This window comes from Spirillospora sp. NPDC000708, from assembly GCF_040299565.1.
Lineage (GTDB): Bacteria > Actinomycetota > Actinomycetes > Streptosporangiales > Streptosporangiaceae > Spirillospora.
The window spans coordinates 100,862-123,574 of record NZ_JBEPCJ010000003.1 but is presented as its reverse complement, the minus strand read 5'-3'; the positions used below and the strand labels follow the sequence as shown (position 1 = coordinate 123,574).

The window sequence follows — 22,713 nt, the reverse complement described above, 5'->3', positions numbered from 1 at the left end:
CCGGGCCATGGCGGGGCTGGTCGTCCCGCCGTGCCGGCCCCGCCCGCCAGCGGTCCGGACATCCCGGACTTGTCGGGCACGTTCCAGTGCGTTCGTCCGGGACGGGGGAGGGCGTCGTTCCTCCCCCGCCCCCCACGCCTCCGGGTGAGCAGTACGCTCGGACGACGCAAAGCCGTACCCCAGTTGATGAGGTCGCGTGAGCAACCCAAGCCGTTACGGACCCGAATACGGAGAGGGCCCCCCTCCGAGGAGGGGCTCCCCCCGCCCCGGCGCCCCGGGCATGTCCCAGGGCGGGCCGCGCGGGGGTCAGGGCATGCCGCCGCGCGGAGCCCAGGGGGCGCCGCGTGGCTCGCAGATGGGCGCGCCGACGCCCGGGAGGGCCGCGCCGCGGCCCGGGGCACGGCCGGGCGGGCGGGGCGCGGGCCCCCCGCGGGCCGGCGGCCCGGGCGGCCCCGGCGGTCCCGGCGGGCGGCGCCGCGCCGCGCCGCCGAACGCGGTGCGATCCGGTCCCGGCGGCCCGGGCGGCCCCGGTGGTCCGGGCGGCCCCGGGGGCCCCGGAGGGCCGGGCGGCCCCGGCGGGGGCGGCGGGCGCAGCGGCCGGCGCGGGCGGCGCAAGGACAAGCCGGAGAAGACCGGCTGGCGGAAGTACGTCCCGAACTGGAAGATCGTCGTCGCGGTCGTCACGGTGGCGATCCTCGGGTCGGCGGCGCTCGTCGCCGTCGCCTACGCCAACACCCCGATCCCGACGGCGACGCAGGCGGACGCGACCAAGCAGGCGTCGGTCATCACCTACTCCGACGGCAAGACCGCGCTCGCGCGGGTCGGCATGAAGCGCGAGATCCTCCCGCTCAAGGACATCCCGCCCATCATGCAGCACGCGGTGCTCGCCGCGGAGGACCGCGAGTTCTACAACGAGCCCGGCATCTCGCCGACCGGCATCGCCGGAGCGGTGTACCGGGCGGCGACGGGCGGCGACGTCAACGGCGCCTCGACGATCACCCAGCAGCTGGCGCGCAACTACTACCAGGGCCTGAGCCAGAAGCGGACCGTGAGCCGCAAGCTCAAGGAGATCCTGATCTCGGTCCGGATGGGCAACGAGAAGAAGAAGGACTGGATCCTGGAGCAGTACCTCAACACCGTGCCCTTCGGGCGCGGCGCGTACGGCGTCCAGGCCGCTTCCCGCGCCTACTTCCACAAGCCCGTCAAGGACATCACCGCCCCGGAGGCGGCGATGCTGGCCGCCATGATCCAGCGGCCGAGCTACTTCAAGTCCTACGGTCCCGACTCCGACCCGGCCAAGCAGGCGCTCATCTCCCGTTGGAACTACGTTCTCGACGGCCTGGTGAAGAAGCAGTGGCTCCCGGCGGACGAGCGGGCCAAGGCGAAGTTCCCGCAGACGCAGAAGCAGTGGAGCGACATCAAGGACACGGGCCAGACCGGGTACCTCACCGACCGCGTCATCGCCGAGCTCAAGACGCTCGGGATCTCCCAGCAGCGCGTCGAGACCGCCGGCCTGCGGATCAAGACGACCTTCGACCAGGACCTGCAGAACTACACCGCCACGGCCGTCAAGCAGTTGAAGCAGGAGAAGCACTTCAACAGCACGATCCACTTCGGCCTCACCGTGGTGGACCCGAAGACCGGCGGCGTGATCGCCGCCTACGGCGGCCCGAGCTACCAGAAGCAGCAGTTCGACGACTCCTTCCAGGGCGCGGTGCAGCCGGGTTCGTCGTTCAAGCCGATCGTGCTGGCGACCGCGCTCGACAATGGCGTCAGCCTGAAGACGACGATGGACGGCCACTACCGCCGCACCATCAACGGGGCGAAGTTCACGAACGACAGCCCGTCGGAGAACGGCGTCTTCGACCTGAAGGAGATGACGGCGAAGTCCATCAACACCGCCTACGTCGACCTCGGCCAGAAGGTCGGGCTGGACAAGGTGGTGGACATGGCCAAGAAGATGGGCATTCCCGCGAACACGCCGGGCCTCAACCCCGACTACACCTCGCTGCCCCTCGGTGTCATCACCGCGACGTCGGTCACGATGGCGTCGGTGTACCAGACGTTCGCCGCGGGCGGCGTGCACCGGCCGGCGCACGTGATCCAGTCGATCACGGACGCGAACGGCAACCCCGTCCTGAACGACGCGGGCAAGCCGGTGAAGAAGGAGCCGTGGGCGAAGCAGCAGACGCAGGTCTTCGACTCCGGTGTCGCGGCGGACGCCACGGAGGCGATGCGCGGGGTCGTCACGCACGGCACCGGTACGGAGGCGAGCCTCGGCGCCCGCCCCGTCGCCGGTAAGACCGGTACGTCGTCGCAGAACAAGTCCGCCTGGTTCGTCGGCTACACGCCCGAGCTCGTGACGTCCGTCGGGATGTGGCGGTCGAGCAAGGACGGCAAGACCCAGAAGTCCCTGGTCGGCGTCGGCGGCTACAGCCAGGTCTACGGTGGTACCGTCCCGGCCGAGCTGTTCAAGATGGTCATGACCAAGGCGCTGGAGGGCAAGGACATCACGCCGTTCCCGCCGGCGGTCTACGGCGGCAGCATCGCCCCCTGGGCGGCCGCGAAGCCGGAGCCGACGACGTCGCCGACGACGTCCACCTCGCCGACGAACACGCCGACCTGCACCAACAACGGTCAGGGGCAGCAGCAGGGACGGCCCTGCCACACCAAGTCGCCGGACCCGACGAACACCCCGACGGCTCCGAGCGGGACGGGCCAGCCCTGCAACAGCATGGGCATGCCGCTCGGCTGCGACCCGAACCTGCCGCCGAACGATCCGAACGACCTGAAGCGGTGGTGCAGGACGCACCCGAACAACCAGGCGTGCACCAAGGAGCAGGACCCGACCACTCCGAACGGGACCAACTGAGCGCGACCGCGTGCCGCGCCGATGAGTGAGCGGAACGGCCCGGAGCCCACGGCGGCTCCGGGCCGTTCCGCTTTCCTGGGGATTCGCCGGAGGTCTTTCCCGAGGGTTTCCCGGACGTCCGGAGGCGCGGGCGGTGCGCGGGCGCGTTCTTTGCGCGCCGACCAATAGTCTGCTGTCCATGTCGTCGTCTTTTGAGAGGGTCGCGATGGCCGGCGCCGGGGCCGGGAAGGGGCCTGCGCGGGAACACGGCCGGGTGGCGCGGCTCGCGCCGGTCCTGGCTGGCGCCGCGGCCGTCGTGTGCGCGCTCGGCTGGCTGCAGAAGCAGCCGTGCGCCTCGGTGAAGTTCGACTTCATCCAGACGACGAAGAACGCCTGCTACACGGACGTGTATCCGCTGTACTACGTGCGCGGGCTGAACGACGGGAAGATCCCGTACTTCGACTCGTTCACCGGCTCCGACATCCACCACGTCGAGTACCCGGTGCTGAGCGGCGGCTTCATGCAGCTCGCCGCGTGGCTGGTCAAGCCGTTCGGGGCCGGCGAGCGCGGGATGGCGTTCTACAACGTCACGGCGCTGCTGCTGGCGGTGCTGGCGATCGTCGCGGTGCTCGCGACGGCGTACGCGGCGGGGCGCCGGTCGCTGCGCGCCGGGCTGATGGTGGCGCTGTCGCCGTCGCTGCTGCTCACCGCGTACATCAACTGGGACCTGCTGGCGGTGGCGCTGGCGGCGCTGGGGCTGGCGGCGTGGTCGGCGCGGCGCCCGGCGCTGGCGGGCGCGATGCTCGGGCTGGCGATCGCGGCGAAGTTCTATCCGCTGCTGTTCCTCGGGCCGCTGGTGCTGCTGTGCGTCCGCGCCGGTCAGTGGCGGGCGATGGGGCGGATGCTCGCGGGCACCGCCGGGGCGTGGCTGGCCGTGAACGTGCCGGTGATGGTGTTCGCGTGGGACGGCTGGGTCGAGTTCTACAGCTTCAGCCAGAAGCGCGGCATCGACTGGGGCTCGATCTTCTTCGTGCTGCAGGACCACGGGCTGTCCGGTCTCGCGTCCGACACCGACCAGCTGAACCTCGCGGGGACGGGCACGTTCCTGGTGCTCGCCGCCGGGATCGCGGTGCTGGCGCTCGCCGCGCCGCGCCGTCCGCGGCTGCCGCAGCTGATGTTCCTGGTGCTGGTCGCGTTCATGCTGCCGAACAAGGTCTGGTCGCCGCAGTACGTGTTGTGGCTGCTGCCGCTCGCGGTGCTGGCCCGCCCGAAGGTGCCGGCGTTCGTGGTCTGGCAGGCCGGGGAGATCATCTACTTCTTCGGCATCTGGTGGTACCTGATGTCGGTGTCGCTGCAGCTGCCGGGCGCGGACCTGTCGGCGACGCTGTCGGCGGTCGCGCATCTCGACGCCCCGGCGGGAGGGATCAGCCAGGACGTGTACAGCCTCGCGCTGCTCGCCCGGTTCGTGACCGTGCTGGCGATGGCGGTGCTGGTGGTGTGGGACGTCCTGCGCCCGTCCGGCGACATCGTGCGGACGGGCGGCGAGGACGACCCGGCGGGCGGGGTGCTCGACGGCGCGGACGACGTCGTGTCGCTCCGCCGGTGGCGCGGCGCCCGGCACCTCGCCGCCGACGCGGTCTGACACCGCGCCCGGGGCGGTGCCGGGGCGCGGCGTCGGCGGCGCGGTGCCGCGTCAGCGGCGGGTCAGTGGCGCAGCGCGGCGATGAACCACTCGAACACCGGGACCAGCGAGGGCGGGACGGGCCAGCCGTTGATCACGGCGAGCAGCTGCCAGTACCGTTCGGCGCGCCGGTCGCTGCCGACCTCCAGGCGGTGCAGCAGCCGGGCGCGGAAGTCCGGGCCGTCCTGCTCGCCGAACGCGCCGGCGTAGGCGGCGGCGAGGGCGTCCACGACGGGGCGGGCGGCGTCCGACGCCGGGTCCACGCCGTCGTCGATCGCCGCGCTCACCCTCTCGACCGTGACGGCGGTGAGCTCTTGCCCGCCCTCTCGGGAGGCGCCGCGTGCGGACTCCTCGGACTGGAACTCCGCCATCCGCCGGACGGCGGCGCGGAAGTCGGGGTCGCCGACCAGTTCCGCCAGCTCCACCCACGCGTCGACCTGCTCGGGCGACGGGTCGTCGGGCAGTTCCGGCAGCGCCGCGCGCATCTTCGCGGCGAATTCCGGGTGCACCTCCAGCCCGGCGAACGTCTCGTCGACGAATCCGGTGATGATCCGGTTGCGTTCCTCGTCGGACAGTTTGGCGAGCTTGTGCATCAGCTGGACCTCCTCTGGTGCGGAACCGCGCTTCGCCACCGCGCGCAGCACGGCCCGGCGCAGCCGGAGCGTGCGGATCTGCGCGTCGAGCGCCTCGGCGTGCGTCGCCGCGACGTCCCCGACGGTCACCTCGCGGGTCAGGACCCGCCGCACGGTGTCGAGGTCGATGCCGAGGTCGCGCAGCGTGCGGACGAGGTCGAGGCGGGTGGCGGCCGCGATGTCGTAGAGCCGGTAGCCGGCCGGCGACCGGTCGGTCGGCGGCACCACGCCGGAGTCGGAGTAGAACCGGATGGTCCGGACCGGGAGACCGGTCCGCCGGGCCAGTTCCCCGATCGTGTACAGGGTGTCGCCGTCCATGTCCTCCACCTTGCGGGTTCCAGTCGGTGGAGACTCAAGCACAGCCAAAGAGCGCGCACGGGTGTGCCGCGCGCGCTCTCTGCCGGGGGATCGGTCAGCCGGCGTGGGACGGGTCGGCGACGACCGGGGTGGTGCCCTCGCGGCGGGCGCGGCGGGCGTCCTGGACGAACTCCTTGGTGAAGAGCGCGGACAGGGTCGCGACGCCGCCGCGGTGGACGCGGATCTCGCCGTGCTTGATCTCGCCGGTGATCCGGATCCGGCGCCCGCCGCCGTTCTCCCCCGTCCAGTCCTTGACGCGGCCCCGGCCGGTGTAGCGCAGGTCCCAGTGGTCGATCTCGGCGTCCTGCGGGACGAGCAGCTTCACCATCGAGTGGTCGATGCCGACCTCGATCTCGATGTCGCCGTCGGGGATGTGCGGGGAGCGCAGGTCGAGGACGGCCGAGGCGCGGCGGGCGCGCACCTCGAAGCGGCGCGCGCCGGTCCAGTGGCCGAGCCTCTTGACGGAGCCGTAGTAGGCGTGGACACGCTCGGTGGCCTGGTCGGCGGCGGTGTCGGTGCTGTCGGTGCTGTCGGTGGTGGTGCTGCCGGTGGTGGTGGGCGTGGTGTTCATCTCTGGCTTCCTTCGCGGAATCGGGCAACTACCTCGCTCTAAGAGTCGCTCTTTGAAAGAGTCTCTCTATAGAAGAGAGATTAGAGCAGGGGGTGGCGCCCGTCAACCCTCGGTGCCGTCGGATCCGGGCCGCCCCGCCCGCGTCGCGGCAGGCGGGGCGAGGACGCCACGGGATCGCCGGGACGATTGCGGCGTCTTGAGGATTTCGTAGGTGAATGCCGGGGATGATCGCGGCCGGCGGGGCGCGTGGTCCGGAGTGCCCCGCGCGCGGGGAGGACGACTGCCGGGAGACGACGTGAACGCGAATCGAGCACTGGACGAGCTGCTCGCCGGACGGCTGCGGCCGGGCGTCTACCAGTGGCGGACGCCCGCCGTCCCCGGCGCGGTCGGCGACACGACCTGGACGGAACGGGCCGAGGAGGCGGGCTGGCACGCCGTCCACCTGGACGGCCGCCGCGCCCGCGACAAGGACGGGTTCCTGCGGGTGTGCGCGGAGGCCTTCGAGTTCCCCGACTGGTTCGGCGGCAACTGGGACGCCCTGGAGGACTGCCTGTCCGACCTGTCCTGGACGCCCGCCAAGAGCGGCTACCTCGTCCTCTACGAGTCGTGGTCGGAGCTCGCCGACGCCGACCAGAGCGCGTTCCGGACCGTCCTCGACGTCTTCGGAAGCGCGGTCAAGGCGTGGCGCGACACCCCCACGCCCATGGTGGTGCTGCTGGCGAGCGTGGGCGTGGAGGTCGCAGGCGTCCCCCGGCTTGCGTTCGAGTGAAGAAGTCGCTGGTGGGGCGCGGGTCCTAGTAGGTTGTGCTGCCCGCGGCGCTGCCGAACACGATCGCCCACAGCCAGAGGTAGAAGACCCAGACGATCAGCCAGAGGCCGGTCACGATGTAGCCGAGGATCAGGCCGGCCGTGGCCATGCCCTGCCCCTCCTCGTGCGTCCGCTTGATCTGGCTCTGCGCGACGTGCCCGAAGATGATCGCCAGGATGGACGTCGTGCCGCAGCTGACGATGCCGACCAGGCCCAGGACCATCGCCGCGGTCGCCATGCCGTTGGTCCCGCGGCTGACCGGCGCCGGGCCGCCGTAGTAGTGGTGCTGGACCGGCGGCTGGGAGTACGGCTGGGGAGCGTAGGGGTCGTTCGACCCGTAGCCGTAGGGATCGTACGGGGGCTGGGCCATGGGGGGCTCCCGATCGGTTCGCGCGCCCGCCGCCGAGAGGACGCGCGTGCGCTGATGGGCTGAGGTTCCGGATTATGCCAGTGTGACGTGCCATCGCGAGTTTGTCGCCATGCCGGTCGTCACTGGGTTGGATGCCCCGCGGGGCCTCCGGGTTCCACCCTTGGCCTGATCTTGCCAAGAGCGTTCGGCCGCCGCGCGGCGCCGAGCCCGCCGGGCCTCGCAGGTGTCCGCCGGGCCCCGCGGGTGTCCGCCGGGCCGCGCCGGAGACCGGGGAAGGTCAGAGCTCGTCGCGCAGCCAGGAGATGTCGGCGGCCTGGCCGGCGGCGGGCGTCTCCACCACGACCGGCGCGTCCGCCGCCCGCACCACGGTCAGGATCAGCTCGGGGTCGATGCTGCCGCTGCCGAGGTTGGCGTGCCGGTCGGCGCCGGAGCCGAACGCGTCCCGGCTGTCGTTGCAGTGCACGAGATCGATGCGGCCGGTGATGGACTTGATCCGGTCGACCGCGTCGACCAGTTCCTCGCCGGCGGCGTGCGCGTGGCAGGTGTCGAGGCAGAACCCGAGCTTGTCGTCCAGCCCCGGGACGCCGGACAGGACCTCCCACAGCCGGGCGATCCGGTCGAACTTGCGGGCCATGGCGTTGCCGCCGCCCGCGGTGTTCTCGATGAGCACCGGGATCGGGCACTCGGTGCGCTCGAACACCTTGCGCCAGTTCTCGAAGCCGGTCTCCGGGTCGTCGTCCTTCAGCACGTGGCCGCCGTGCACGATCAGGCCCTTCGCGCCGATCGACGCGGCCGCGTCGAGCTGCTGCGCGAGGTTCTTGCGGCTCGGGATCCGGATCCGGTTGTTCGACGTCGCCACGTTGATCGTGTAGGGCGCGTGCACGTAGACGTCCACGCCGGAGCCCTCCAGCGCCTCGACGCCCTGCGGCAGGACGGGCTTCTTCCAGCCCTGCGGGTCGCCCAGGAAGAACTGGACGACGTCGGCTCCGACCGCGCGGGCGTTGTCGAGCGGGTTGGTCTGGTCGACGTGGGCTCCGATGCGCATGGCACCGAGGTTAGCCGCGCCGTCCGACGTTTCGTTCCGCAACGCGCTCCGCCGCCGGGGGCTATGCGCTCCGCCGGGGGCTATGCGCTCCGCCGGGGCGGCGCGGTCATAGCGAGAAGCCGCCGTGGCTGATCGCGAAGCCGGCGCCGACGAACGACCCCACCATGCCGATGACGTTCAGCCAGCGCTCGTTGGTCGTCGCCGAGATCATCTGCGAGACGAGCGCGAGCGGCAGGCCGATGATGCCGACCACCAGGCCGACGAAGTGGGCCGAGGGGACGCCCCCGCCGAGGACGAGCGCGGCGATCCCCAGGGTGAACGCCAGGACGGCGAGGACGTCCTGGAGCCGGTGGCTCTCGGTCTCGGTCCGGCTCTCCGCGGTCGCGTGCCCACTGCCGGCTACCTGCTCTGGCATCCGGACCTCCTCACTTCGTGGTGCCCCGCGCGGTGCGCATGGTGGACGCGGGACCTGACGGACCATGTGCGTAAAGGAATGCCCAGCGGAGCGGAAGATCAACCGGAAGGGGCGCTCGGAAATGTCGGCGGCACCCGGTACGGTCGAACATGGATTCGAGAACACCGGCCGGGATCCGGGGGGACGCCGGGTCCGGGAGGAGCACGACGTGAGGGAGAGCGTGCCGGCCCGCGCGGGCCGGGGAGCGGAGGCGAGGCGATGAACTCCAGCGAACTCGGGGTCATCGGCGACGCGGAGCTCGTCGAGGAGCTGTCCATGCTGACGACCCAGACCGCCCGCATGCGGGCCCGGATGGCCGACATCATGGCGGAGCTGGAGCGGCGGCGCCGCAGCGCGCCCGGCCATCCGGCCGCCCGCCGCTAGCCGCCGTCCGGTCCCCCCGGCCGCCCGGCGCCGGCCGTCGCCGGTCCCCCGGCCGACCCGGAACCGGCTCGTACGCTGCCGACTGTTGGTAGCCTGTACCGGTCCCGCGGCAGGTGCGCCCGGCGAATCCGGGTCCGGCGCGGCCGCGGGGGACGCAAGAGCCCTCCTGTCACGGAGAGACCGTGACCGCCAGTCCAGAGGAGGTAGGGACACAGCATGCGTCGATACGAACTGATGGCGATCCTCGACCCCGGCATCGACGAGCGCACCGCGAACGCGGCGCTCGACCCGTTCCTGAAGGTCGTCAAGGACGGCGGCGGCAGCGTCGAGAAGGTCGACGTCTGGGGCCGGCGGCGCCTGGCGTACGACATCCAGAAGAAGTCCGAAGGCATCTACGCGGTGGTCGACCTGTCGGCTGAGCCTGCCACGGTCAAGGAGCTCGACCGGCAGCTCAACCTGAGCGAGTCGATCCTCCGTACCAAGGTCATCCGCCCCGAGGTCCACTGAGCCCGGCTCAGCCCTCACACCAGCCGGAGCGAGCCCCATGGCAGGCGACACCGTAATCACGATCGTCGGGAACCTCGTCGAGGACCCGAACCTGCGCTTCACCCCCAGCGGCCAGGCGGTCGCGTCCTTCCGCATCGCGTCGACGCCGCGGTTCTTCGACCGCCAGTCGAACGACTGGAAGGACGGCGAGGCGCTCTTCCTCACCTGCAACGTCTGGCGGCAGGCCGCCGAGAACTGCGCCGAGACCCTGCAGCGCGGCATGCGGGTGATCGTGCAGGGGCGGCTCAAGCAGCGCTCGTACGAGACCCGCGAGGGTGAGAAGCGCACCGTCTTCGAGATCGAGGTCGACGAGGTCGGCCCGTCGCTGCGCAACGCCACCGCCAAGGTCAACAAGACCCAGCGGCAGGGTGGCGGCGGCGGCTTCGGAGGCGGCGGCCAGGGCGGCGGCGGCTTCGGCGGCGGCGGTGGCCAGGGCGGCGGTTTCGGTGACGGCGGCCAGGGTGGCGGCGGCTTCGGCGGCGGCCAGCAGGGCGCTCCGGCCAACGACCCCTGGGCCACCGGCGGCGGCGGCGGTGGGGGCGGCGGTTTCTCCGACGACCCGCCGTTCTAGCCGCCCGGCAAGACCGCGCCCGGCAAGACCGAACGACACATCCACGTCCATTCCCGCGTGAGCGGGGCTCTCTCGAAGGAGCACCACGATGGCGAAGCCACCTCCCCGCAAGCCGAAGAAGAAGGTTTGCGTTTTCTGCCAGGAGAAGATCTCCTACGTCGACTACAAGGACACGGGCCTGCTGCGGAAGTTCATCTCCGACCGCGGCAAGATCCGTGCCCGGCGGGTGACCGGCAACTGCACCCAGCACCAGCGGGACGTCGCCACGGCGATCAAGAACGCCCGCGAGATGGCGCTGCTGCCGTACACCAGCACCGCGCGCTGAGGCCGGGGGTAACGATCATGAAGCTCATCCTGACCCAGCAGGTCTCCGGGCTCGGCGAGCCCGGCGACGTCATCGAGGTCCGCGACGGCTACGGCCGCAACTACCTCGTCCCGCGCGGATTCGCGATCCAGTGGACCCGCGGCGCCGAGAAGCAGATCGACTCGATCAAGAAGGCCCGCGCGGCCCGCGAGATCGCGACCGTCGAGCACGCCAAGGAGGTCGCCGGCCAGCTGGCGGCCCTGCGGGTGACGCTGCGCACCCGGACCGGCAGCAACGGACGCCTGTTCGGCGCCGTGACCGCCGCGGACATCGCCGACGCGGTGCGCGCGGCCGACGGCCCCGAGCTGGACCGCCGCCGGATCGAGATCGGCAACCCGATCAAGACGGTCGGCACCCACCGCGTCAGCGTGCGGCTGCACAGCGACGTCAACGCCACGATCGACGTCAACGTCGTCGAGGCCTGAGGCCGCCTGAAGGGCCGAGACCGGAGACCCCCGCCTGACGGCGGGGGTCCGAGGTCGCCGAGGCTCGCGTCGGCCGTCGGCGCACCGCGTTCAGAACGACCCTCGCGTACCGGGATCAACCCGGGCGCGGGGGTCGTTTCGCGTTCCGGCCGGGCGTCCGCTCCCGGTCCGGGTCGTCCCTTGTCCCCGCAATCTCTTGCACAAGAACAGGGCTGCCCCGTCCCGGATCTCTCTGGGTTTCATGTGAAACGTCCCTGAACCGCCCGGTGTTTGGGTGATCGTCTGAGCGGCCATTACGTTCCGTGATCAAAGATCATCGGGGGGCGAAGGGGGACGGTGTTGATCGCGCATTCGGGGGACGGCGCGGCCGACCGGGAACGCGACGGGACGGCGGTGACACGGCGGTCGGCGGTGACGCGGCGGTCGGTGATCGGCGGCGTGGTGGGGGCCGGGCTGCTGGAGGCACTGGCGTTCGGGTCGCCGCTCGGGGAGAGGGCGATGGCGCAGGACGCCCCGGCGGGCCCGGACCTGGACGGCGTGACCGGCACGGTGCCGCCCGACGCGGCGGCCGGCCGCCTGCTCGACCGGCGTGCGCCCCTGTTCACGGCGGACGCACCGCAGATCTACACGCGCGCCCAGTGGTCGGCCCGGCCGCCCAAGCGCGCGGCGAAGGTCCTGGACCGCGCGCCGGACCACATCGTCGTGCACCACACCGACACGGGGAACTCCACCGACCTCTCGGTCGGGCACGCGTTCAGCCTGTCCCGGTACATCCAGAACTTCCACATGGACAAGCGCGGCTGGGACGACAGCGGCCAGCACCTCACGATCAGCCGGGGCGGCGCCGTGATGGAGGGCCGCAACCGCAGCCTGGCGTCCATCCGGGCCGGCGACCTGGCGGTGGGCGCCCAGGTGCTGCACAACAACGAGCACACCCTCGGGATCGAGAACGAGGGCAACTACATGACGACGGCGCCTCCCGACCGCCTGTGGACCTCCCTGATGGAGGTGTGCGTGTGGCTCTGCCGGGCGTACGACCTGGACCCGGCCGAGGCCATCGTCGGGCACCGCGACTACAACGAGACCTCGTGTCCGGGCGACGTGCTGTACTCGCGGCTGCCGGCGCTGCGCCGGGCGGTCGCGGACCGGCTGGAGGGCTCGGCGGCGGCGCCGAAACCGAAGAGCAAGCCGAAGGGCAAGCCCAAGGCGCCGCCGAAGCCGAAGCACAAGCCGAAGCACAAGCCGAACGGCGGCGACGACTACGGGAACCCGAGCCAGTACTACCAGGGCGACGACGACTGGCCGGGGCTGCTGAACCTGAACTGGTGATCGCCTGCGGGGCGGCGGGCGGCGGGCCGGTCAGTTCTCGGGCGTGGTGTAGCGGGTGCGGCGGCGGGCGATCTCCGGGTCGATGCCCTCGACCAGCGACCAGATGCCGGCGACGCGTTCCACCAGCGTCTCGGGCGGCAGCCCGGCCAGGCCCTCCGCCGCCAGGTCGTCGATCGCCTGCGTGAGCCGGGCCATCCGCTCGCCGTGGGTGGAACACATGTTCGAATAGTAGCGAGTGGGGCGGGGGAGGCGGGTGGGCTTCCGGAAATCCTCCGCCGCCCCGCCCGGCACCGCTACCGGACGGCGCCCGTCACCATCCACCGGTCGCCCCGGGCCCGCAGGCCCAGCGTGACCATCCGCGTCGCCATCCACAGCCCGATCGCCCCCCACAGCCCGACGATCCCCGCGTCCGCCCGGTACAGCAGCAGCGCCGCCGGAAGGAACACGACCGTCGCGACCAGCGTCGTCACCGCCAGGTAGGCGCCGTCGCCCGCGCCGATCAGGATCCCGTCGAGGACGAACACCACGCCCGCGACCGGCTGCAGCACCGCCACCAGCAGCAGCGACGCCAGCAGAAGGCGCCGGACGTCGCCGTCGGAGGTGAACAGGTCCGGCAGCCACGGCCGCACCGCGAGCACGGCCAGCCCGAACACCACCCCGCACGCCACGCCCCAGCCCACCATCCGGCGGGTGACGTCGCGGGTCCCGGACACGTCCGCCGCGCCCAGGTACCGTCCGGTGATCGCCTGGCCCGCGATCGCGATCGCGTCCAGGGCGAACGCCAGCAGCGTCCACACCTGGAACCCGACCTGGTACGCGGCGATCTCCGCGTCACCCATCCGCGCGGCGATCGACGTCCCGACGATCAGCACGATCCGCAGCGCCGCCGTCCGCAGCAGCAGCCCGAGGCCGGCCGTCGCGGACGTCCGCAGCCCGGCCCAGTCCGGGCGGACCGGCGCGCCCTCCCGCCGCGCCGCGCGCAGCACCACCGCCACGTACACCGCCGCGCTGCCGGTCTGCGCGAGCACGGTGCCCCACGCCGACCCGGCGATCCCCCACCCGAGGACCAGCACGAACACCGCGTTGAGCAGCAGGTTCAGGGTGAACCCGCCGATCGAGACGGCCAGCGGCGTCCGGGTGTCCTGCAGGCCGCGCAGCACGCCCGTCCCGGCGAGCACCAGCAGCATCGACGGGATCCCGAACAGGCTGATCCGCAGGTACGTCTCCGCGAACGGCGCCACCGACGCGGACGCGCCGAACGCGTCCACGATCGGCGGGATGAGCGGCCAGCCCGCCGCGATCAGCACCGCGCCGATCGCGACCGCCAGCCACATCCCGTCGATGCCCTGCCGCACCGCCGCCCGCCGGTCCCCCGCGCCGATCTGCCGCGCGACGCCCGCCGTCGTGCCGTAGGCGAGGAAGACGCACAGGTAGACCAGCGTGTTCAGGGCCTGCCCGGCGACGCCGAGCCCGCCGAGCTGCGCCGTCCCGAGATGGCCGACGATGGCCGAGTCCGACAGCAGGAACAGCGGTTCCGCGACGAGGGCGCCGAACGCCGGCACCGCCAGCCGCAGGATCTCCCGGTCGTGCCGGCTCGCCCGGAACCTCACCATGCGCTCCCCGGCCTCTGTAACTCTTCAAAGAAGTTCACACCTTACAGCACCCGGATCGCCCGACTTTCTCTTCCCCACACCCGGTGGACGACGTTTCCGCAGCTCACGACCTGCCGCCAAAAGCAGCGGGCGAACTTTCCCCAGAGTTGTCCACAGGTCGTGCACAACGTGTCCCGCGTGTCTGCACAGGTATTCCACAGGTTCGTCCACACGCTGCTTTGCCCCCGCCCGCGTGGGCTCGGGAGAATGTCGGACGCCTGAGGTAGACGTGATGAGGAACGGTCGGCGATGGGCGGACGGGGCGCCCGGCGGCCGGGAGGAAGGGGGTGCGCCAGGTGAGCGTGACCGAGCTCGGACCGCACGAGCAGGAGTTCGAACGCACCCCACCGCACGACATCGCGGCCGAGCAGGGCGTCCTCGGCGGCATGCTGCTCTCCCAGGACGCCATCGCCGAGGTCGTCGAGGTGCTCCGCACCCAGGACTTCTACCGCCCCGCGCACCAGATCATCTACGACATCGTCCTCGACCTGTACGGCCGCGGCGACCCCGCCGACGCCGTCACCGTCGCCGGCGAGCTCACCAAGCGCGGCGAGATCGGCCGCATCGGCGGCGCCCCCTACCTGCACACGCTCATCTCTTCGGTGCCCACCGCCGCGAACGCCGGCTACTACGCCAAGATCGTCCACGAGCGCTCGGTGCTGCGCCGCCTCGTGGAGACCGGCACCCGCATCGTCCAGATGGGCTACGCGGCCGACGGCGCCGACGCCGACGAGGTCCTCGACCGCGCCCAGGCCGAGGTCTTCGCCATCGCCGAGAAGCGCGCCGGCGAGGACTACGTGCCGCTCAGCGAGATCATGCCCGGCGCCCTCGACGAGATCGAGGCGATCGGCAGCCGCGGCGGCCAGATGGTCGGCTGCCCCACCGGCTTCGCCGACCTCGACGCCCTCACCAACGGCCTGCACCCCGGCCAGATGATCGTCGTCGCAGCACGACCTGCCATGGGCAAGGCGCTAGAGCTGGACACGCCGCTCCCGACTCCCACCGGCTGGACGACGATGGGCGAGGTCAAGGTCGGCGACCGGCTCATCGGGGCCGACGGCAGGCCCACCCGCGTCGTCGCGGCGACCGAGGTGATGCACGGCCGCCCCTGCTACGAGGTCGAGTTCTCCGACGGCGAGGTCATCGTCGCCGACGCCGAGCACCAGTGGCGCACCATCACCGACGACGGGCACGGCGCGTTCTTCACGGCGCGCGCGCACGGCACCGGAACGGCCGAGCACCCCGCACCTCGGGACGGCACACCGCCCACCGGCTGGGGCCCGCACGCCCGGCACGGCGCGGCCCCGCGCCGGAGGGCCGCCGCGCACCTCACCGCCCGCACCCCTGTCCCGGTCGGCGCCGCCGTGACTCCGCGGGCCGCCCAGGTCACCGTGGAGGCGGCCCGCCACAGCGGCACCGCCTGCCGCGACCGCCGCGCCGGCGCGCGCGCGGGCGCCCCGTCAGGACGGGCCCGGATCCGGACGACCGAGGAGATCTTCTCCGACCTGCGCCGCGGCGCGCGCCACGCCGTCGAGGCCGCCGCCGCGTTCGACCTGCCCGACGCCGACCTGCCCGTCGACCCGTACGTCCTCGGCGTGTGGCTCGGCGCGGGCGAGGACGGCGACGGCCGCATCGCCTGCCTCGACGGGGCCGTCATCGCCCAGATCGAGCTGACCGGCCAGCCGGTCGTCCCCGAACCCCTCCCGGGCTGCTACGCCCTGCCCGGCCTCGACGGCCGGCTCGCCGCCCTCGGCCTGCTGGACGGCAGGCACGTCCCCGCCGCCTACCTGCGGGCGTCCTCCGCCCAGCGGCGCGCGCTGCTGGCCGGGCTGCTCGACGTGTGCGGCAAGACGTCCCCGGCCGGGCGCGTCGACGTCGCCCTCCCGTCCGCGCGGCTCGCCGGGGGGATCCGTGAACTCCTCGTGGGCCTCGGCCACCTCGCCGCCCTCGACCCGCGCGACGAGCCGGTGCACCACGTCGCCTTCACCCCGCACGAGCCGGTGTTCCGGGCCCGCCGCGAGGCCGACCGGCACCGCCCGGCGCGAGTGCGGTACATCGTGGACGTGCGGCCGGTCGCGAGCGTGCCGGTGCGGTGCGTCCAGGTCGACAACGCCGACCACATGTACCTCGCCGGGCGGTCCTGCGTCCCGACGCACAACTCGACGCTGGCGCTCGACTTCGCCCGCGCCGCGTCCATCAAGCACGGCCTGACCTCGGCGTTCTTCAGCCTGGAGATGGGCCGCAACGAGATCACGATGCGGCTGCTGTCGGCGGAGGCGCGCGTGGCCCTGCACGCCATGCGCTCCGGCACCATGCAGGACGAGGACTGGACGCGCCTCGCCCGCCGGATGAGCGAGGTCGCCGAGGCGCCGCTGTTCATCGACGACTCGCCGAACATGTCGATGATGGAGATCCGGGCGAAGTGCCGGCGGCTGAAGCAGCAGCACGACCTCCGCCTGGTGATCATCGACTACCTGCAGCTGATGACGTCCGGCAAGCGGGTCGAGAGCCGCCAGGTCGAGGTGTCGGAGTTCTCCCGTTCGCTGAAGCTGCTCGCCAAGGAACTCGGCGTCCCCGTCATCGCGCTGTCGCAGCTCAACCGTGGCCCCGAGCAGCGAACCGACAAGAAGCCCATGGTGTCCGACCTGCGCGAATCGGGATCCATCGAACAGGACGCGGACATGGTGATCCTGCTGCACCGCGAGGACGCCTACGAGAAGGAGTCGCCGCGCGCAGGCGAGGCGGATCTGATCGTCGCGAAGCACCGCAACGGCCCCACCGCCACCGTGACGGTCGCCTTCCAGGGCCACTACAGCCGCTTCGTCGACATGGCCCAGTAACCCCACGTCCCCGAGGCCCCGGGACCAGCGGGGACGTGACGTCCAGGATGAGCAGGGCGGCGTCCTCGATGCCGTCCTGCGTCTTCGGCCAGCGGTTCTTGCGGGTCGCCACGCCACGACTCTAGTGATGCGGGTGTTCGGGGGAACTTGCGTGGATTCGGTCGCGTCCATCTGAGGGTGCGGGGGAGTCGGTGGGCGTGCGTGGTGGCCGTTGTCGCGGCGGTGGCGGGGGCCGTCGGGCTGGGGACGGCGGACCGGGGGATCGAGCGGCGGTCCGCGGTGGTGTCCGGGGTGCCGGTCGAGGTGGTGCGGCCGGACGGGGCGGCGGGACGGCTTCCGGGAGTGGTGGTCGCGCCCGGGCTGTCGGCGAGCATGCAGCTCATGCGGGGGTTCGCGGACACGCTGGCGCGGCGGGGGTACGTGGTCGAGCTGGTGGACCTGGCGGGCGGCGGCGCCAGTACGGAGCGGTTGCCGGGCCTGGGAGACGGGCCGGCGGCGGAGGCGCGGCTGGACCGGGACTTGGACGTCGCGGTCCGGCATCTGCGGGCCGCGCCGGGGGTGGATGGAGGCCGGATCGGTCTGCTCGGGCATTCGATGGGCGCGGCCGCTGCGGTGCGTTACGCGAGCGCGCATCCGGACGTGGGGGCGACCGTGGCGATCTCGCAGGGGACGATGCCGTTCGCGGCGACGAGCCCGCGGGATCTGCTGCTGGTCGCGGGCGGGTTCGAGTTCGCCGGCTACCGCGACGGGGCCGTCGGCGGGTTGCGGGCGGCGTATCCGCAGGGGCGGACGGGGGTCACGTACGGGGATCCGCGTGCGGGGACGGCGCGGCGGGCCGTCATCGTGGGCGGCGCCGAGCATGTGGGCGTCCTCTTCCAGCCGCGGACGCACCGCGAGGTCGCGGCGTGGTTCGACCGGGCGTTCGGGCGTGGCGGTGGGACGCCCCGCGTCGGGATCCGGCCCTTCCAGCGAGCGGGTTCGGCGATGCTGCTGCATCTGGCGGCGGTGCTGAGCTTCGCGGCGATCGCGTCGGCGCTTCTGGGACGGCCCACTGGTGAGCGCGGCGCGCGCGCGAAGTTGCCTTTGAGGCTCGTGCTGGGGGTGCCGGTGGTGGCCGTTCTTGCGGCGGTCGGGGTCGTCGGGGCGATTCCGCGTGGGGTGCTTCCGGTCGGGATCGCGGGGCCGCTGGCCGGGTTCTTCGGCGTCGTCGGTCTCCTGTGCGCCGCATTGCCCGTCATGCAGGGGAAGGGGCGTGACGGCGGACGGCCGCGGATCGTCGCGTCCGCCGCCGTGCTGGTCGTGCTGACCGTGGTGTCGTTCGCCGTGCCCGCTCAGCTGGGGTGGGCGCACGCCGTTCCGGTGGGGCCGAGGGTGTGGGTGCTGATACCGGTCGCCGTGTGCGCCATGGTGTTCTTCGCCGGGATCGAGTTGCTGTGCGACGGCTACAGTGCGCGCGCCGCCGTGCTGATCCACGCGTGGACGGCGGCGGGCGCGCTGGCGGGTCTGGGGGTCGCCGCGGTGTTCGGGCTGGTGTCGTGGTTGGTGCTCCTGGTGGCGCCGCTGATCGCGGGGTTGCTGGTCTGGCAGGGCGTCCAGGCGGCGGCGCTGCGCGCCGTCCGGGCGCCGGTGTGGGTGCCGGCGCTGGTCGGCGGCGTCCTGCTGGCCTGGCCGATCGCCGTGACGATGCCGATCGGCTGACCGGCCTCAGCGGGCGGGGCGTTCGAAGATGAGCTCGCGGCCGTCCTGTTCGTCCCACTGCTCGCCGACGTGGCGGAATCCGTTGCCGGCGAGCGTCGCCAGGGACGCGGCGTTGTCGGGGCTGATCGTGGCCCGGACGGTCCGCACGGACGGTTCGGCGGCGGCGCGGGCGAGGAGCGCGGCGAGCATCGCGGTGGCGTGGCCGCGGCGCCGGTGGGCGGGGTCGACGGAGTAGGCGATCTCGACGGTGCCGTCCTCGTCGGGCGCGGAGTGGAAGCCGGCGTGGCCGACGACGGCGCCCTCGGGTTCGGCGACGGCGGCGCGGACGATCCAGGCGGCGTCCTCGGGGGACCGTTCCAGCTGGTCGAGCCGGTACCGCCACAGCAATCGCGCGTCCTCGCCGAGGAAGTACGCGGTGAGGGGGGCTCCGGCGAGGGCGGAGGCGGTCGCGAGGTCGCCGTCCAGCAGCGCGGTCATCACGGGGGGCGGCAGTTCGACGAAGCGGAGGGTCACGGGCGGCTCCTGGCGTGGTGGTCGGTGACGCGGGTGAGCATCTCGGTCAGCTGGGCGCGTTCCGGCGGGGACAGCGGCGCGAGCAGCTCGTCCTGGATGCCGTCGAGGACGCGGTCGAGTTCGCGCAGGTGGCGGCGCCCGGCGGGGGTGAGCGTGATGATGTTGCGGCGCCGGTCGGCGGGGTCGGGTGCGCGCTCGACGAGCTTCTTGCCGGCCATCTGGTTGAGCGCGGCGACGACGTCGCTGCGGTCGATGGCGGCGCGGCGGCCGAGGTCGGCCTGGCTGGCGGGGCCGTACTCCTCGAGCGTGGCGAGCAGCCGGTAGTGGTAGCCGCGGGCGCCGGCGGCGGCGAAGCGGTCGGCGACGAGCCGGTGGCTGTGCGCGGACGCCTGGTTGATCAGCCAGCTGGCGGCGTGCCGGAGCCGCTCGGGCTGCCGGGCGTCGTCGGTGATCATGCGGACCAGTCTACTTGTTGGCATCACCAATGAATAGCTGTACTGTTGGCTCTACCAACGTTGGCGATGCCAACGAACTAGGAGGAGTCATGGAACAGCGCGACCGCGACGAGCTCACCGACCTGATCGGGCGGCTCGGGCTGTGGCTGGACGGCAAGCACTTCGACGACCCGCGCGCCGTCTTCACCGAGGACGCCGAGGTCACGACCCCCGGCGGGACGTCCAAGGGGGCCGACGCGCTCGCCGCGCAGGCCCGCCGCAACCACACCGTCCCGACCCAGCACTTCGTCACCAACCCGCTCATCGAGATCGACGGCGACCGGGCCGCCATCGGCGCCAACCTGCTGGTCGTCTTCGCGCACGAGGACGGCCCGCGCGTGCTCGGCGAGCGCTACGACCTCCAGGCCGCGCGGACACCGGACGGCTGGCGCGTCGCCGGCGTCCGCTCGACCCTGATCTGGGACCTGCGGGCCGCCTGACCCGGTCAGGGCGCGGTCAGCCGCTCGGACAGCTCGCGGAGGCGGGCGCGCGCCCGCGGGTCGTAGGCCTGGCCGTCCGCGCGGGACTCGCGGAGCCCGTCGAAGAACCGGCCGGACACCTCGTCGAGGGCCGGGTCGGTGACGAGCCGGTGCGTCGCGCGGACGCCCTCCTCCAGCGTGCTGATCGGCGAGGCGACCATCTTCGTCGGCATGTAGGTGGCGGGGTGCAGGGCGTTCGCGGTGACGCCCGTCCCGGCCAGCTCGTCGGCCAGGTCGATGGTGAACAGGATCTGCGCGAGCTTGCTCTGGCAGTACGCCCGCGTCCCGCTGTAGCCGCGAGTGATCATCGGGTCGTCGAAGTCGATGGCGGTCTGGCCGAGGCTGCTGACGTTGACGATCCGGGCCGGCGCCGAGGCGGTCAGCGTGGGCAGCAGCAGCCGGGTCAGCAGGTACCCGGACAGGTAGTTGACCTGGAAGGTCAGCTCGTGGCCGTCGGCGCTCTCGCGGCGCGGGCCCGCGGTGCCGATGCCCGCGTTGTTGACCAGGACGTCCAGCCGGGGATGGTCGGCGCGGACCGCCTCGGCGAGCGCGCGGGTCTCGGCGAGCGACGACAGGTCCGCCCGGTACCAGGACGCCCTGCCGCCGATCTCCTTGAGGGTCTCCGCGCCGCGCCGGTCGTCGCGGCCGTGCACCAGCACCGTCGCGCCCTCGGCGGCGAGCTCGCCGGCCAGGGCGCGGCCGAGTCCGTCGGTCGCGCCGGTGATCAGGATGGTCTGCTGGTCGATGGGACGCATGATCCCATCGTGCTCGGCCGGCGGCGGACGTAACCAGGGCGTGCCCAGCCTGGTATCCGGACCACCAGGCTGGACGGCCCCGGGCGGGCGGGTCACGGCCGGTCGAGGAAGTCCCGGACGAGCTTGACGAACTCGTCGGGGCGCTCCGCCATCACGACGTGGCCGGTGTCCAGCTCGGCGTACTCGCTGCCCGCGATGGCCGCGAACAGCTCCCGGTGGTTCTCGACCGGGATCGTCTGGTCGCGGGTCGCGCCGACCACCAGCGTCGGCGCCGTGATCCGCGGCAGCAGCCCGCGGATGTCGAGCCGCCGGACGAGGTCGAGCTGCCGGAGCAGGCCCTCGGTGGGCCGCATGAACGCGTTCGCCTCCTCGACGGCGTCGTGCCCGATCTGGTTGAGGAACGGGCGGCTGTACGCGGTCAGCGTCGCGAACCGGCCGAACCCGTCCGGGACGTCCGCGAGGGCCAGCCAGGTGGTCATGTGCTGCCGGACGTACTCGTCGCCCGCGTGGGTCAGGCCCGCGACGGGCACCAGCCTCCGCACGAGGTCGGGGCGCAGCGCCGCCGCGGCCGCGACGGTCGGCGCGCCGAGCGAGAACCCGACGACGTCGGCCGGGCCCGCCGCCGCGTCCTCGATCACCGCGTTGACCTGCTCGGCGAGCGTCTCGATGGTCAGCGGGGCGCCGTCGTCCTCGGCGGGGACGCTGCCGGACAGGTCGGGCAGGATCACGGTGCGGTGGCCGGTGAACCGGTCGAGGAGCCCGTCCCACATGACCGAGCCGGGTCCGGCGCCGTGCACCAGGAGCAGCGCGGGGCCGGAACCCTCGGTGCGGTAGGGCACGCGGGCGTTCCCGACGGTGAGCGTCGCCATTTTCGGCCGTCCTTTCGGTGGTGGTCGTTCCTGTCCGGATCGGGTCCGGACGTTCTCGACGCTGCCACCGGCGGTCCGCGATGAGGAGCGGACCGCTTTGGCTAGGACAAGCGATCCCAGTCTCGCCCGTTCTGACCTGCCGTCCGGGGCGGAATCATGGGGGCATGGAGATGGACCGGACGGAGCTCGCCGACTTCCTCCGCCGCTCGCGCGAGCGGCTGCGCCCGCAGGAGGTCGGCCTGCCCGCGGGGCCGCGCCGCCGCACGCCGGGCCTGCGCCGCGAGGAGGTGTCGCAGCTCGCGGGCATGTCCGCGGACTACTACATGCGGCTGGAGCAGGCCCGCAGCCCGCAGCCGTCGGTGCAGCTGCTCGGCGCGCTCGCCCGCGCGCTGCGCCTCACCGCGGACGAGCGCGACCACCTGTACCTCCTCGCCGGGCACCGGCCGCCCGCCGGGCCGTTCGCGGGCGAGCACGTCCGGCCGAGCCTGCTCTACCTGCTGGACCGGCTGCACGAGACACCCGCGCAGATCATCGGCGACCTCGGGGACCTGCTCGCGCAGAACGCCCTCGCGCAGGCCCTTTTCGGCTGCGTGTGCACGGTCGAGGAGCCGGACCGGAACATCGTGTGGCGGTGGTTCACCGACCCGTTCGTCCGGTCGGCGTACCCCGAGGAGGAGCACGAGCACTACAGCCGCCTGCACGTCGCGCACCTGCGCGCCGCGGCGGCCCGCCGCGGCAACGACGCCGCCGCGTCCGCGCTGGTCGAACGGCTGCACGGCGCGAGCGAGGAGTTCACCCGGCTCTGGGAACGGCACGAGGTCGCCGTGCACCGCAGCAGCCGCATGAAGGTCCTGCACCCCGAGGTCGGCGCGATCGAGTTCGACACCGAGGCCCTGCTCACCCCGGCCGAGGACCAGCGGGTGTTCGTGTTCACCCCGCCGCCCGGCACCGCCAGCATCGAGGCCCTCGAACTCCTGCGCGTCATCGGCCCCGAGACCGCGCACCGCAGCCACGCGTGACCGGCG

General features: G+C 72.7%; 24 protein-coding genes. 13 read left to right on the top strand and 11 right to left on the bottom strand.

From position 1 onward, the window contains the following. Positions 1 to 496: 496 nt before the first annotated feature. Together ABT299_RS03525 and ABT299_RS03520 are read left to right on the top strand one after the other, a co-directional pair. Positions 497 to 2,872 (top strand): transglycosylase domain-containing protein, encoded by a 2,376-nt coding sequence (locus ABT299_RS03525; RefSeq protein WP_500249640.1) that lies wholly within the window; start codon positions 497 to 499, stop codon positions 2,870 to 2,872. A gap of 178 nt (positions 2,873 to 3,050) precedes the next feature. Further along, entirely contained in the window at positions 3,051 to 4,493 is a 1,443-nt protein-coding gene (locus ABT299_RS03520; protein ID WP_500249639.1) for a glycosyltransferase family 87 protein, read from the top strand. Positions 4,494 to 4,555: 62 nt separating this feature from the next. Here the strand turns inward: ABT299_RS03520 and ABT299_RS03515 are convergent, their stop codons facing one another. Together ABT299_RS03515 and ABT299_RS03510 are read right to left on the bottom strand one after the other, a co-directional pair. Next, the gene (locus ABT299_RS03515; protein ID WP_500249638.1) at positions 4,556 to 5,482 is read right to left on the bottom strand and encodes a MerR family transcriptional regulator; all 927 of its coding nucleotides are present in this window, start codon (positions 5,480 to 5,482) and stop codon (positions 4,556 to 4,558) included. Positions 5,483 to 5,576: 94 nt separating this feature from the next. After that, positions 5,577 to 6,092, bottom strand: coding sequence for a hypothetical protein (locus tag ABT299_RS03510; RefSeq protein WP_500249637.1), 516 nt, complete (start codon positions 6,090 to 6,092; stop codon positions 5,577 to 5,579). Positions 6,093 to 6,387: 295 nt separating this feature from the next. Here ABT299_RS03510 and ABT299_RS03505 point away from each other — a divergent pair, with 295 nt between their 5' ends. Next, positions 6,388 to 6,861 carry a barstar family protein gene (locus ABT299_RS03505; RefSeq protein ID WP_190863077.1) on the top strand — a complete coding sequence of 158 codons (474 nt, stop codon included), beginning with the start codon at positions 6,388 to 6,390 and terminating at the stop codon, positions 6,859 to 6,861. A gap of 25 nt (positions 6,862 to 6,886) precedes the next feature. Here ABT299_RS03505 and ABT299_RS03500 read toward each other — a convergent pair whose 3' ends face one another. The 3 genes from ABT299_RS03500 to ABT299_RS03490 all read right to left on the bottom strand — a co-directional run bounded on the left by ABT299_RS03500 (position 6,887) and on the right by ABT299_RS03490 (position 8,730). Beyond that, positions 6,887 to 7,270: a DUF4190 domain-containing protein gene (locus ABT299_RS03500; protein WP_433144348.1), complete on the bottom strand. Its 384-nt coding sequence runs from the start codon at positions 7,268 to 7,270 to the stop codon at positions 6,887 to 6,889. A gap of 277 nt (positions 7,271 to 7,547) precedes the next feature. Next, a complete protein-coding gene (locus ABT299_RS03495) occupies positions 7,548 to 8,315 on the bottom strand; it encodes a deoxyribonuclease IV (protein ID WP_387025715.1) in 768 nt (255 codons plus the stop codon). Between the two features lie 106 nt (positions 8,316 to 8,421). After that, positions 8,422 to 8,730 carry a hypothetical protein gene (locus tag ABT299_RS03490; protein ID WP_387025713.1) on the bottom strand — a complete coding sequence of 103 codons (309 nt, stop codon included), beginning with the start codon at positions 8,728 to 8,730 and terminating at the stop codon, positions 8,422 to 8,424. A 258-nt stretch (positions 8,731 to 8,988) separates the two neighbouring features. Between ABT299_RS03490 and ABT299_RS03485 the strand changes: the two genes are divergently transcribed. The 6 genes from ABT299_RS03485 (at position 8,989) to ABT299_RS03460 (ending at position 12,388) form a co-directional block, all read left to right on the top strand. Further along, entirely contained in the window at positions 8,989 to 9,153 is a 165-nt protein-coding gene (locus ABT299_RS03485; protein WP_190863087.1) for a hypothetical protein, read from the top strand. A 216-nt stretch (positions 9,154 to 9,369) separates the two neighbouring features. After that, positions 9,370 to 9,660, top strand: coding sequence for a 30S ribosomal protein S6 (rpsF, locus tag ABT299_RS03480; protein ID WP_151540987.1), 291 nt, complete (start codon positions 9,370 to 9,372; stop codon positions 9,658 to 9,660). A gap of 37 nt (positions 9,661 to 9,697) precedes the next feature. Next, entirely contained in the window at positions 9,698 to 10,270 is a 573-nt protein-coding gene (locus tag ABT299_RS03475) for a single-stranded DNA-binding protein (RefSeq protein WP_190863089.1), read from the top strand. 88 nt (positions 10,271 to 10,358) lie between these two features. After that, positions 10,359 to 10,595, top strand: coding sequence for a 30S ribosomal protein S18 (gene rpsR, locus ABT299_RS03470; RefSeq protein WP_019631633.1), 237 nt, complete (start codon positions 10,359 to 10,361; stop codon positions 10,593 to 10,595). A 17-nt stretch (positions 10,596 to 10,612) separates the two neighbouring features. Then, entirely contained in the window at positions 10,613 to 11,059 is a 447-nt protein-coding gene (gene rplI / locus ABT299_RS03465) for a 50S ribosomal protein L9 (protein ID WP_208265726.1), read from the top strand. 336 nt (positions 11,060 to 11,395) lie between these two features. Continuing rightward, a complete protein-coding gene (locus tag ABT299_RS03460; RefSeq protein WP_500249636.1) occupies positions 11,396 to 12,388 on the top strand; it encodes a peptidoglycan recognition protein family protein in 993 nt (330 codons plus the stop codon). A gap of 30 nt (positions 12,389 to 12,418) precedes the next feature. On the opposite strand, the gene ABT299_RS03455 is transcribed toward ABT299_RS03460, so the two are convergent. Beyond that, on the bottom strand, positions 12,419 to 12,607 hold the full coding sequence (locus ABT299_RS03455) for a hypothetical protein (RefSeq protein WP_190863092.1): 189 nt from the start codon (positions 12,605 to 12,607) through the stop codon (positions 12,419 to 12,421). Between the two features lie 74 nt (positions 12,608 to 12,681). Next, positions 12,682 to 14,001: an MATE family efflux transporter gene (locus ABT299_RS03450; RefSeq protein WP_387025704.1), complete on the bottom strand. Its 1,320-nt coding sequence runs from the start codon at positions 13,999 to 14,001 to the stop codon at positions 12,682 to 12,684. 335 nt (positions 14,002 to 14,336) lie between these two features. On the opposite strand from ABT299_RS03450, the gene dnaB reads away from it, so the two are divergent. Together dnaB and ABT299_RS03440 are read left to right on the top strand one after the other, a co-directional pair. Further along, positions 14,337 to 16,880: a replicative DNA helicase gene (dnaB, locus tag ABT299_RS03445; protein ID WP_500249635.1), complete on the top strand. Its 2,544-nt coding sequence runs from the start codon at positions 14,337 to 14,339 to the stop codon at positions 16,878 to 16,880. A 201-nt stretch (positions 16,881 to 17,081) separates the two neighbouring features. Beyond that, positions 17,082 to 18,578 carry an alpha/beta hydrolase gene (locus tag ABT299_RS03440; RefSeq protein WP_500249634.1) on the top strand — a complete coding sequence of 499 codons (1,497 nt, stop codon included), beginning with the start codon at positions 17,082 to 17,084 and terminating at the stop codon, positions 18,576 to 18,578. A gap of 6 nt (positions 18,579 to 18,584) precedes the next feature. On the opposite strand, the gene ABT299_RS03435 is transcribed toward ABT299_RS03440, so the two are convergent. Together ABT299_RS03435 and ABT299_RS03430 are read right to left on the bottom strand one after the other, a co-directional pair. Continuing rightward, entirely contained in the window at positions 18,585 to 19,091 is a 507-nt protein-coding gene (locus ABT299_RS03435; protein WP_347256943.1) for a GNAT family N-acetyltransferase, read from the bottom strand. Continuing rightward, complete coding sequence (locus tag ABT299_RS03430) at positions 19,088 to 19,546, bottom strand: MarR family winged helix-turn-helix transcriptional regulator (protein ID WP_387025698.1); 459 nt, start codon at positions 19,544 to 19,546, stop codon at positions 19,088 to 19,090. The genes ABT299_RS03435 and ABT299_RS03430 overlap by 4 nt, the downstream gene beginning before the upstream one ends. Before the next feature lie 89 nt (positions 19,547 to 19,635). Here ABT299_RS03430 and ABT299_RS03425 point away from each other — a divergent pair, with 89 nt between their 5' ends. Beyond that, positions 19,636 to 20,025 carry a nuclear transport factor 2 family protein gene (locus tag ABT299_RS03425; RefSeq protein ID WP_190863105.1) on the top strand — a complete coding sequence of 130 codons (390 nt, stop codon included), beginning with the start codon at positions 19,636 to 19,638 and terminating at the stop codon, positions 20,023 to 20,025. A 5-nt stretch (positions 20,026 to 20,030) separates the two neighbouring features. Here ABT299_RS03425 and ABT299_RS03420 read toward each other — a convergent pair whose 3' ends face one another. Both ABT299_RS03420 and ABT299_RS03415 read right to left on the bottom strand, forming a co-directional pair. Continuing rightward, positions 20,031 to 20,819 (bottom strand): SDR family NAD(P)-dependent oxidoreductase, encoded by a 789-nt coding sequence (locus tag ABT299_RS03420; protein WP_190863107.1) that lies wholly within the window; start codon positions 20,817 to 20,819, stop codon positions 20,031 to 20,033. 92 nt (positions 20,820 to 20,911) lie between these two features. After that, positions 20,912 to 21,688 (bottom strand): alpha/beta fold hydrolase, encoded by a 777-nt coding sequence (locus ABT299_RS03415; RefSeq protein WP_500249633.1) that lies wholly within the window; start codon positions 21,686 to 21,688, stop codon positions 20,912 to 20,914. A 164-nt stretch (positions 21,689 to 21,852) separates the two neighbouring features. Here ABT299_RS03415 and ABT299_RS03410 point away from each other — a divergent pair, with 164 nt between their 5' ends. Further along, positions 21,853 to 22,707: a helix-turn-helix transcriptional regulator gene (locus ABT299_RS03410; protein WP_190863111.1), complete on the top strand. Its 855-nt coding sequence runs from the start codon at positions 21,853 to 21,855 to the stop codon at positions 22,705 to 22,707. Positions 22,708 to 22,713 lie beyond the last annotated feature (6 nt).

Bases quoted from the DNA above. Each gene is read 5' to 3' on its own strand.
- ABT299_RS03485 (WP_190863087.1), top strand. From the start codon at position 8,989: ATGAACTCCAGCGAACTCGGGGTCATCGGCGACGCGGAGCTCGTCGAG.
- ABT299_RS03495 (WP_387025715.1), bottom strand. From the start codon at position 8,315: ATGCGCATCGGAGCCCACGTCGACCAGACCAACCCGCTCGACAACGCC.
- rplI (WP_208265726.1), top strand. From the start codon at position 10,613: ATGAAGCTCATCCTGACCCAGCAGGTCTCCGGGCTCGGCGAGCCCGGC.
- ABT299_RS03475 (WP_190863089.1), top strand. From the start codon at position 9,698: ATGGCAGGCGACACCGTAATCACGATCGTCGGGAACCTCGTCGAGGAC.
- ABT299_RS03520 (WP_500249639.1), top strand. From the start codon at position 3,051: ATGTCGTCGTCTTTTGAGAGGGTCGCGATGGCCGGCGCCGGGGCCGGG.
- ABT299_RS03490 (WP_387025713.1), bottom strand. From the start codon at position 8,730: ATGCCAGAGCAGGTAGCCGGCAGTGGGCACGCGACCGCGGAGAGCCGG.
- ABT299_RS03410 (WP_190863111.1), top strand. From the start codon at position 21,853: ATGGAGATGGACCGGACGGAGCTCGCCGACTTCCTCCGCCGCTCGCGC.
- ABT299_RS03515 (WP_500249638.1), bottom strand. From the start codon at position 5,482: ATGGACGGCGACACCCTGTACACGATCGGGGAACTGGCCCGGCGGACC.
- ABT299_RS03425 (WP_190863105.1), top strand. From the start codon at position 19,636: ATGGAACAGCGCGACCGCGACGAGCTCACCGACCTGATCGGGCGGCTC.
- ABT299_RS03420 (WP_190863107.1), bottom strand. From the start codon at position 20,819: ATGCGTCCCATCGACCAGCAGACCATCCTGATCACCGGCGCGACCGAC.
- ABT299_RS03430 (WP_387025698.1), bottom strand. From the start codon at position 19,546: ATGATCACCGACGACGCCCGGCAGCCCGAGCGGCTCCGGCACGCCGCC.
- ABT299_RS03450 (WP_387025704.1), bottom strand. From the start codon at position 14,001: ATGGTGAGGTTCCGGGCGAGCCGGCACGACCGGGAGATCCTGCGGCTG.
- rpsR (WP_019631633.1), top strand. From the start codon at position 10,359: ATGGCGAAGCCACCTCCCCGCAAGCCGAAGAAGAAGGTTTGCGTTTTC.
- rpsF (WP_151540987.1), top strand. From the start codon at position 9,370: ATGCGTCGATACGAACTGATGGCGATCCTCGACCCCGGCATCGACGAG.
- ABT299_RS03500 (WP_433144348.1), bottom strand. From the start codon at position 7,270: ATGGCCCAGCCCCCGTACGATCCCTACGGCTACGGGTCGAACGACCCC.
- ABT299_RS03510 (WP_500249637.1), bottom strand. From the start codon at position 6,092: ATGAACACCACGCCCACCACCACCGGCAGCACCACCACCGACAGCACC.
- ABT299_RS03415 (WP_500249633.1), bottom strand. From the start codon at position 21,688: ATGGCGACGCTCACCGTCGGGAACGCCCGCGTGCCCTACCGCACCGAG.
- ABT299_RS03455 (WP_190863092.1), bottom strand. From the start codon at position 12,607: ATGTGTTCCACCCACGGCGAGCGGATGGCCCGGCTCACGCAGGCGATC.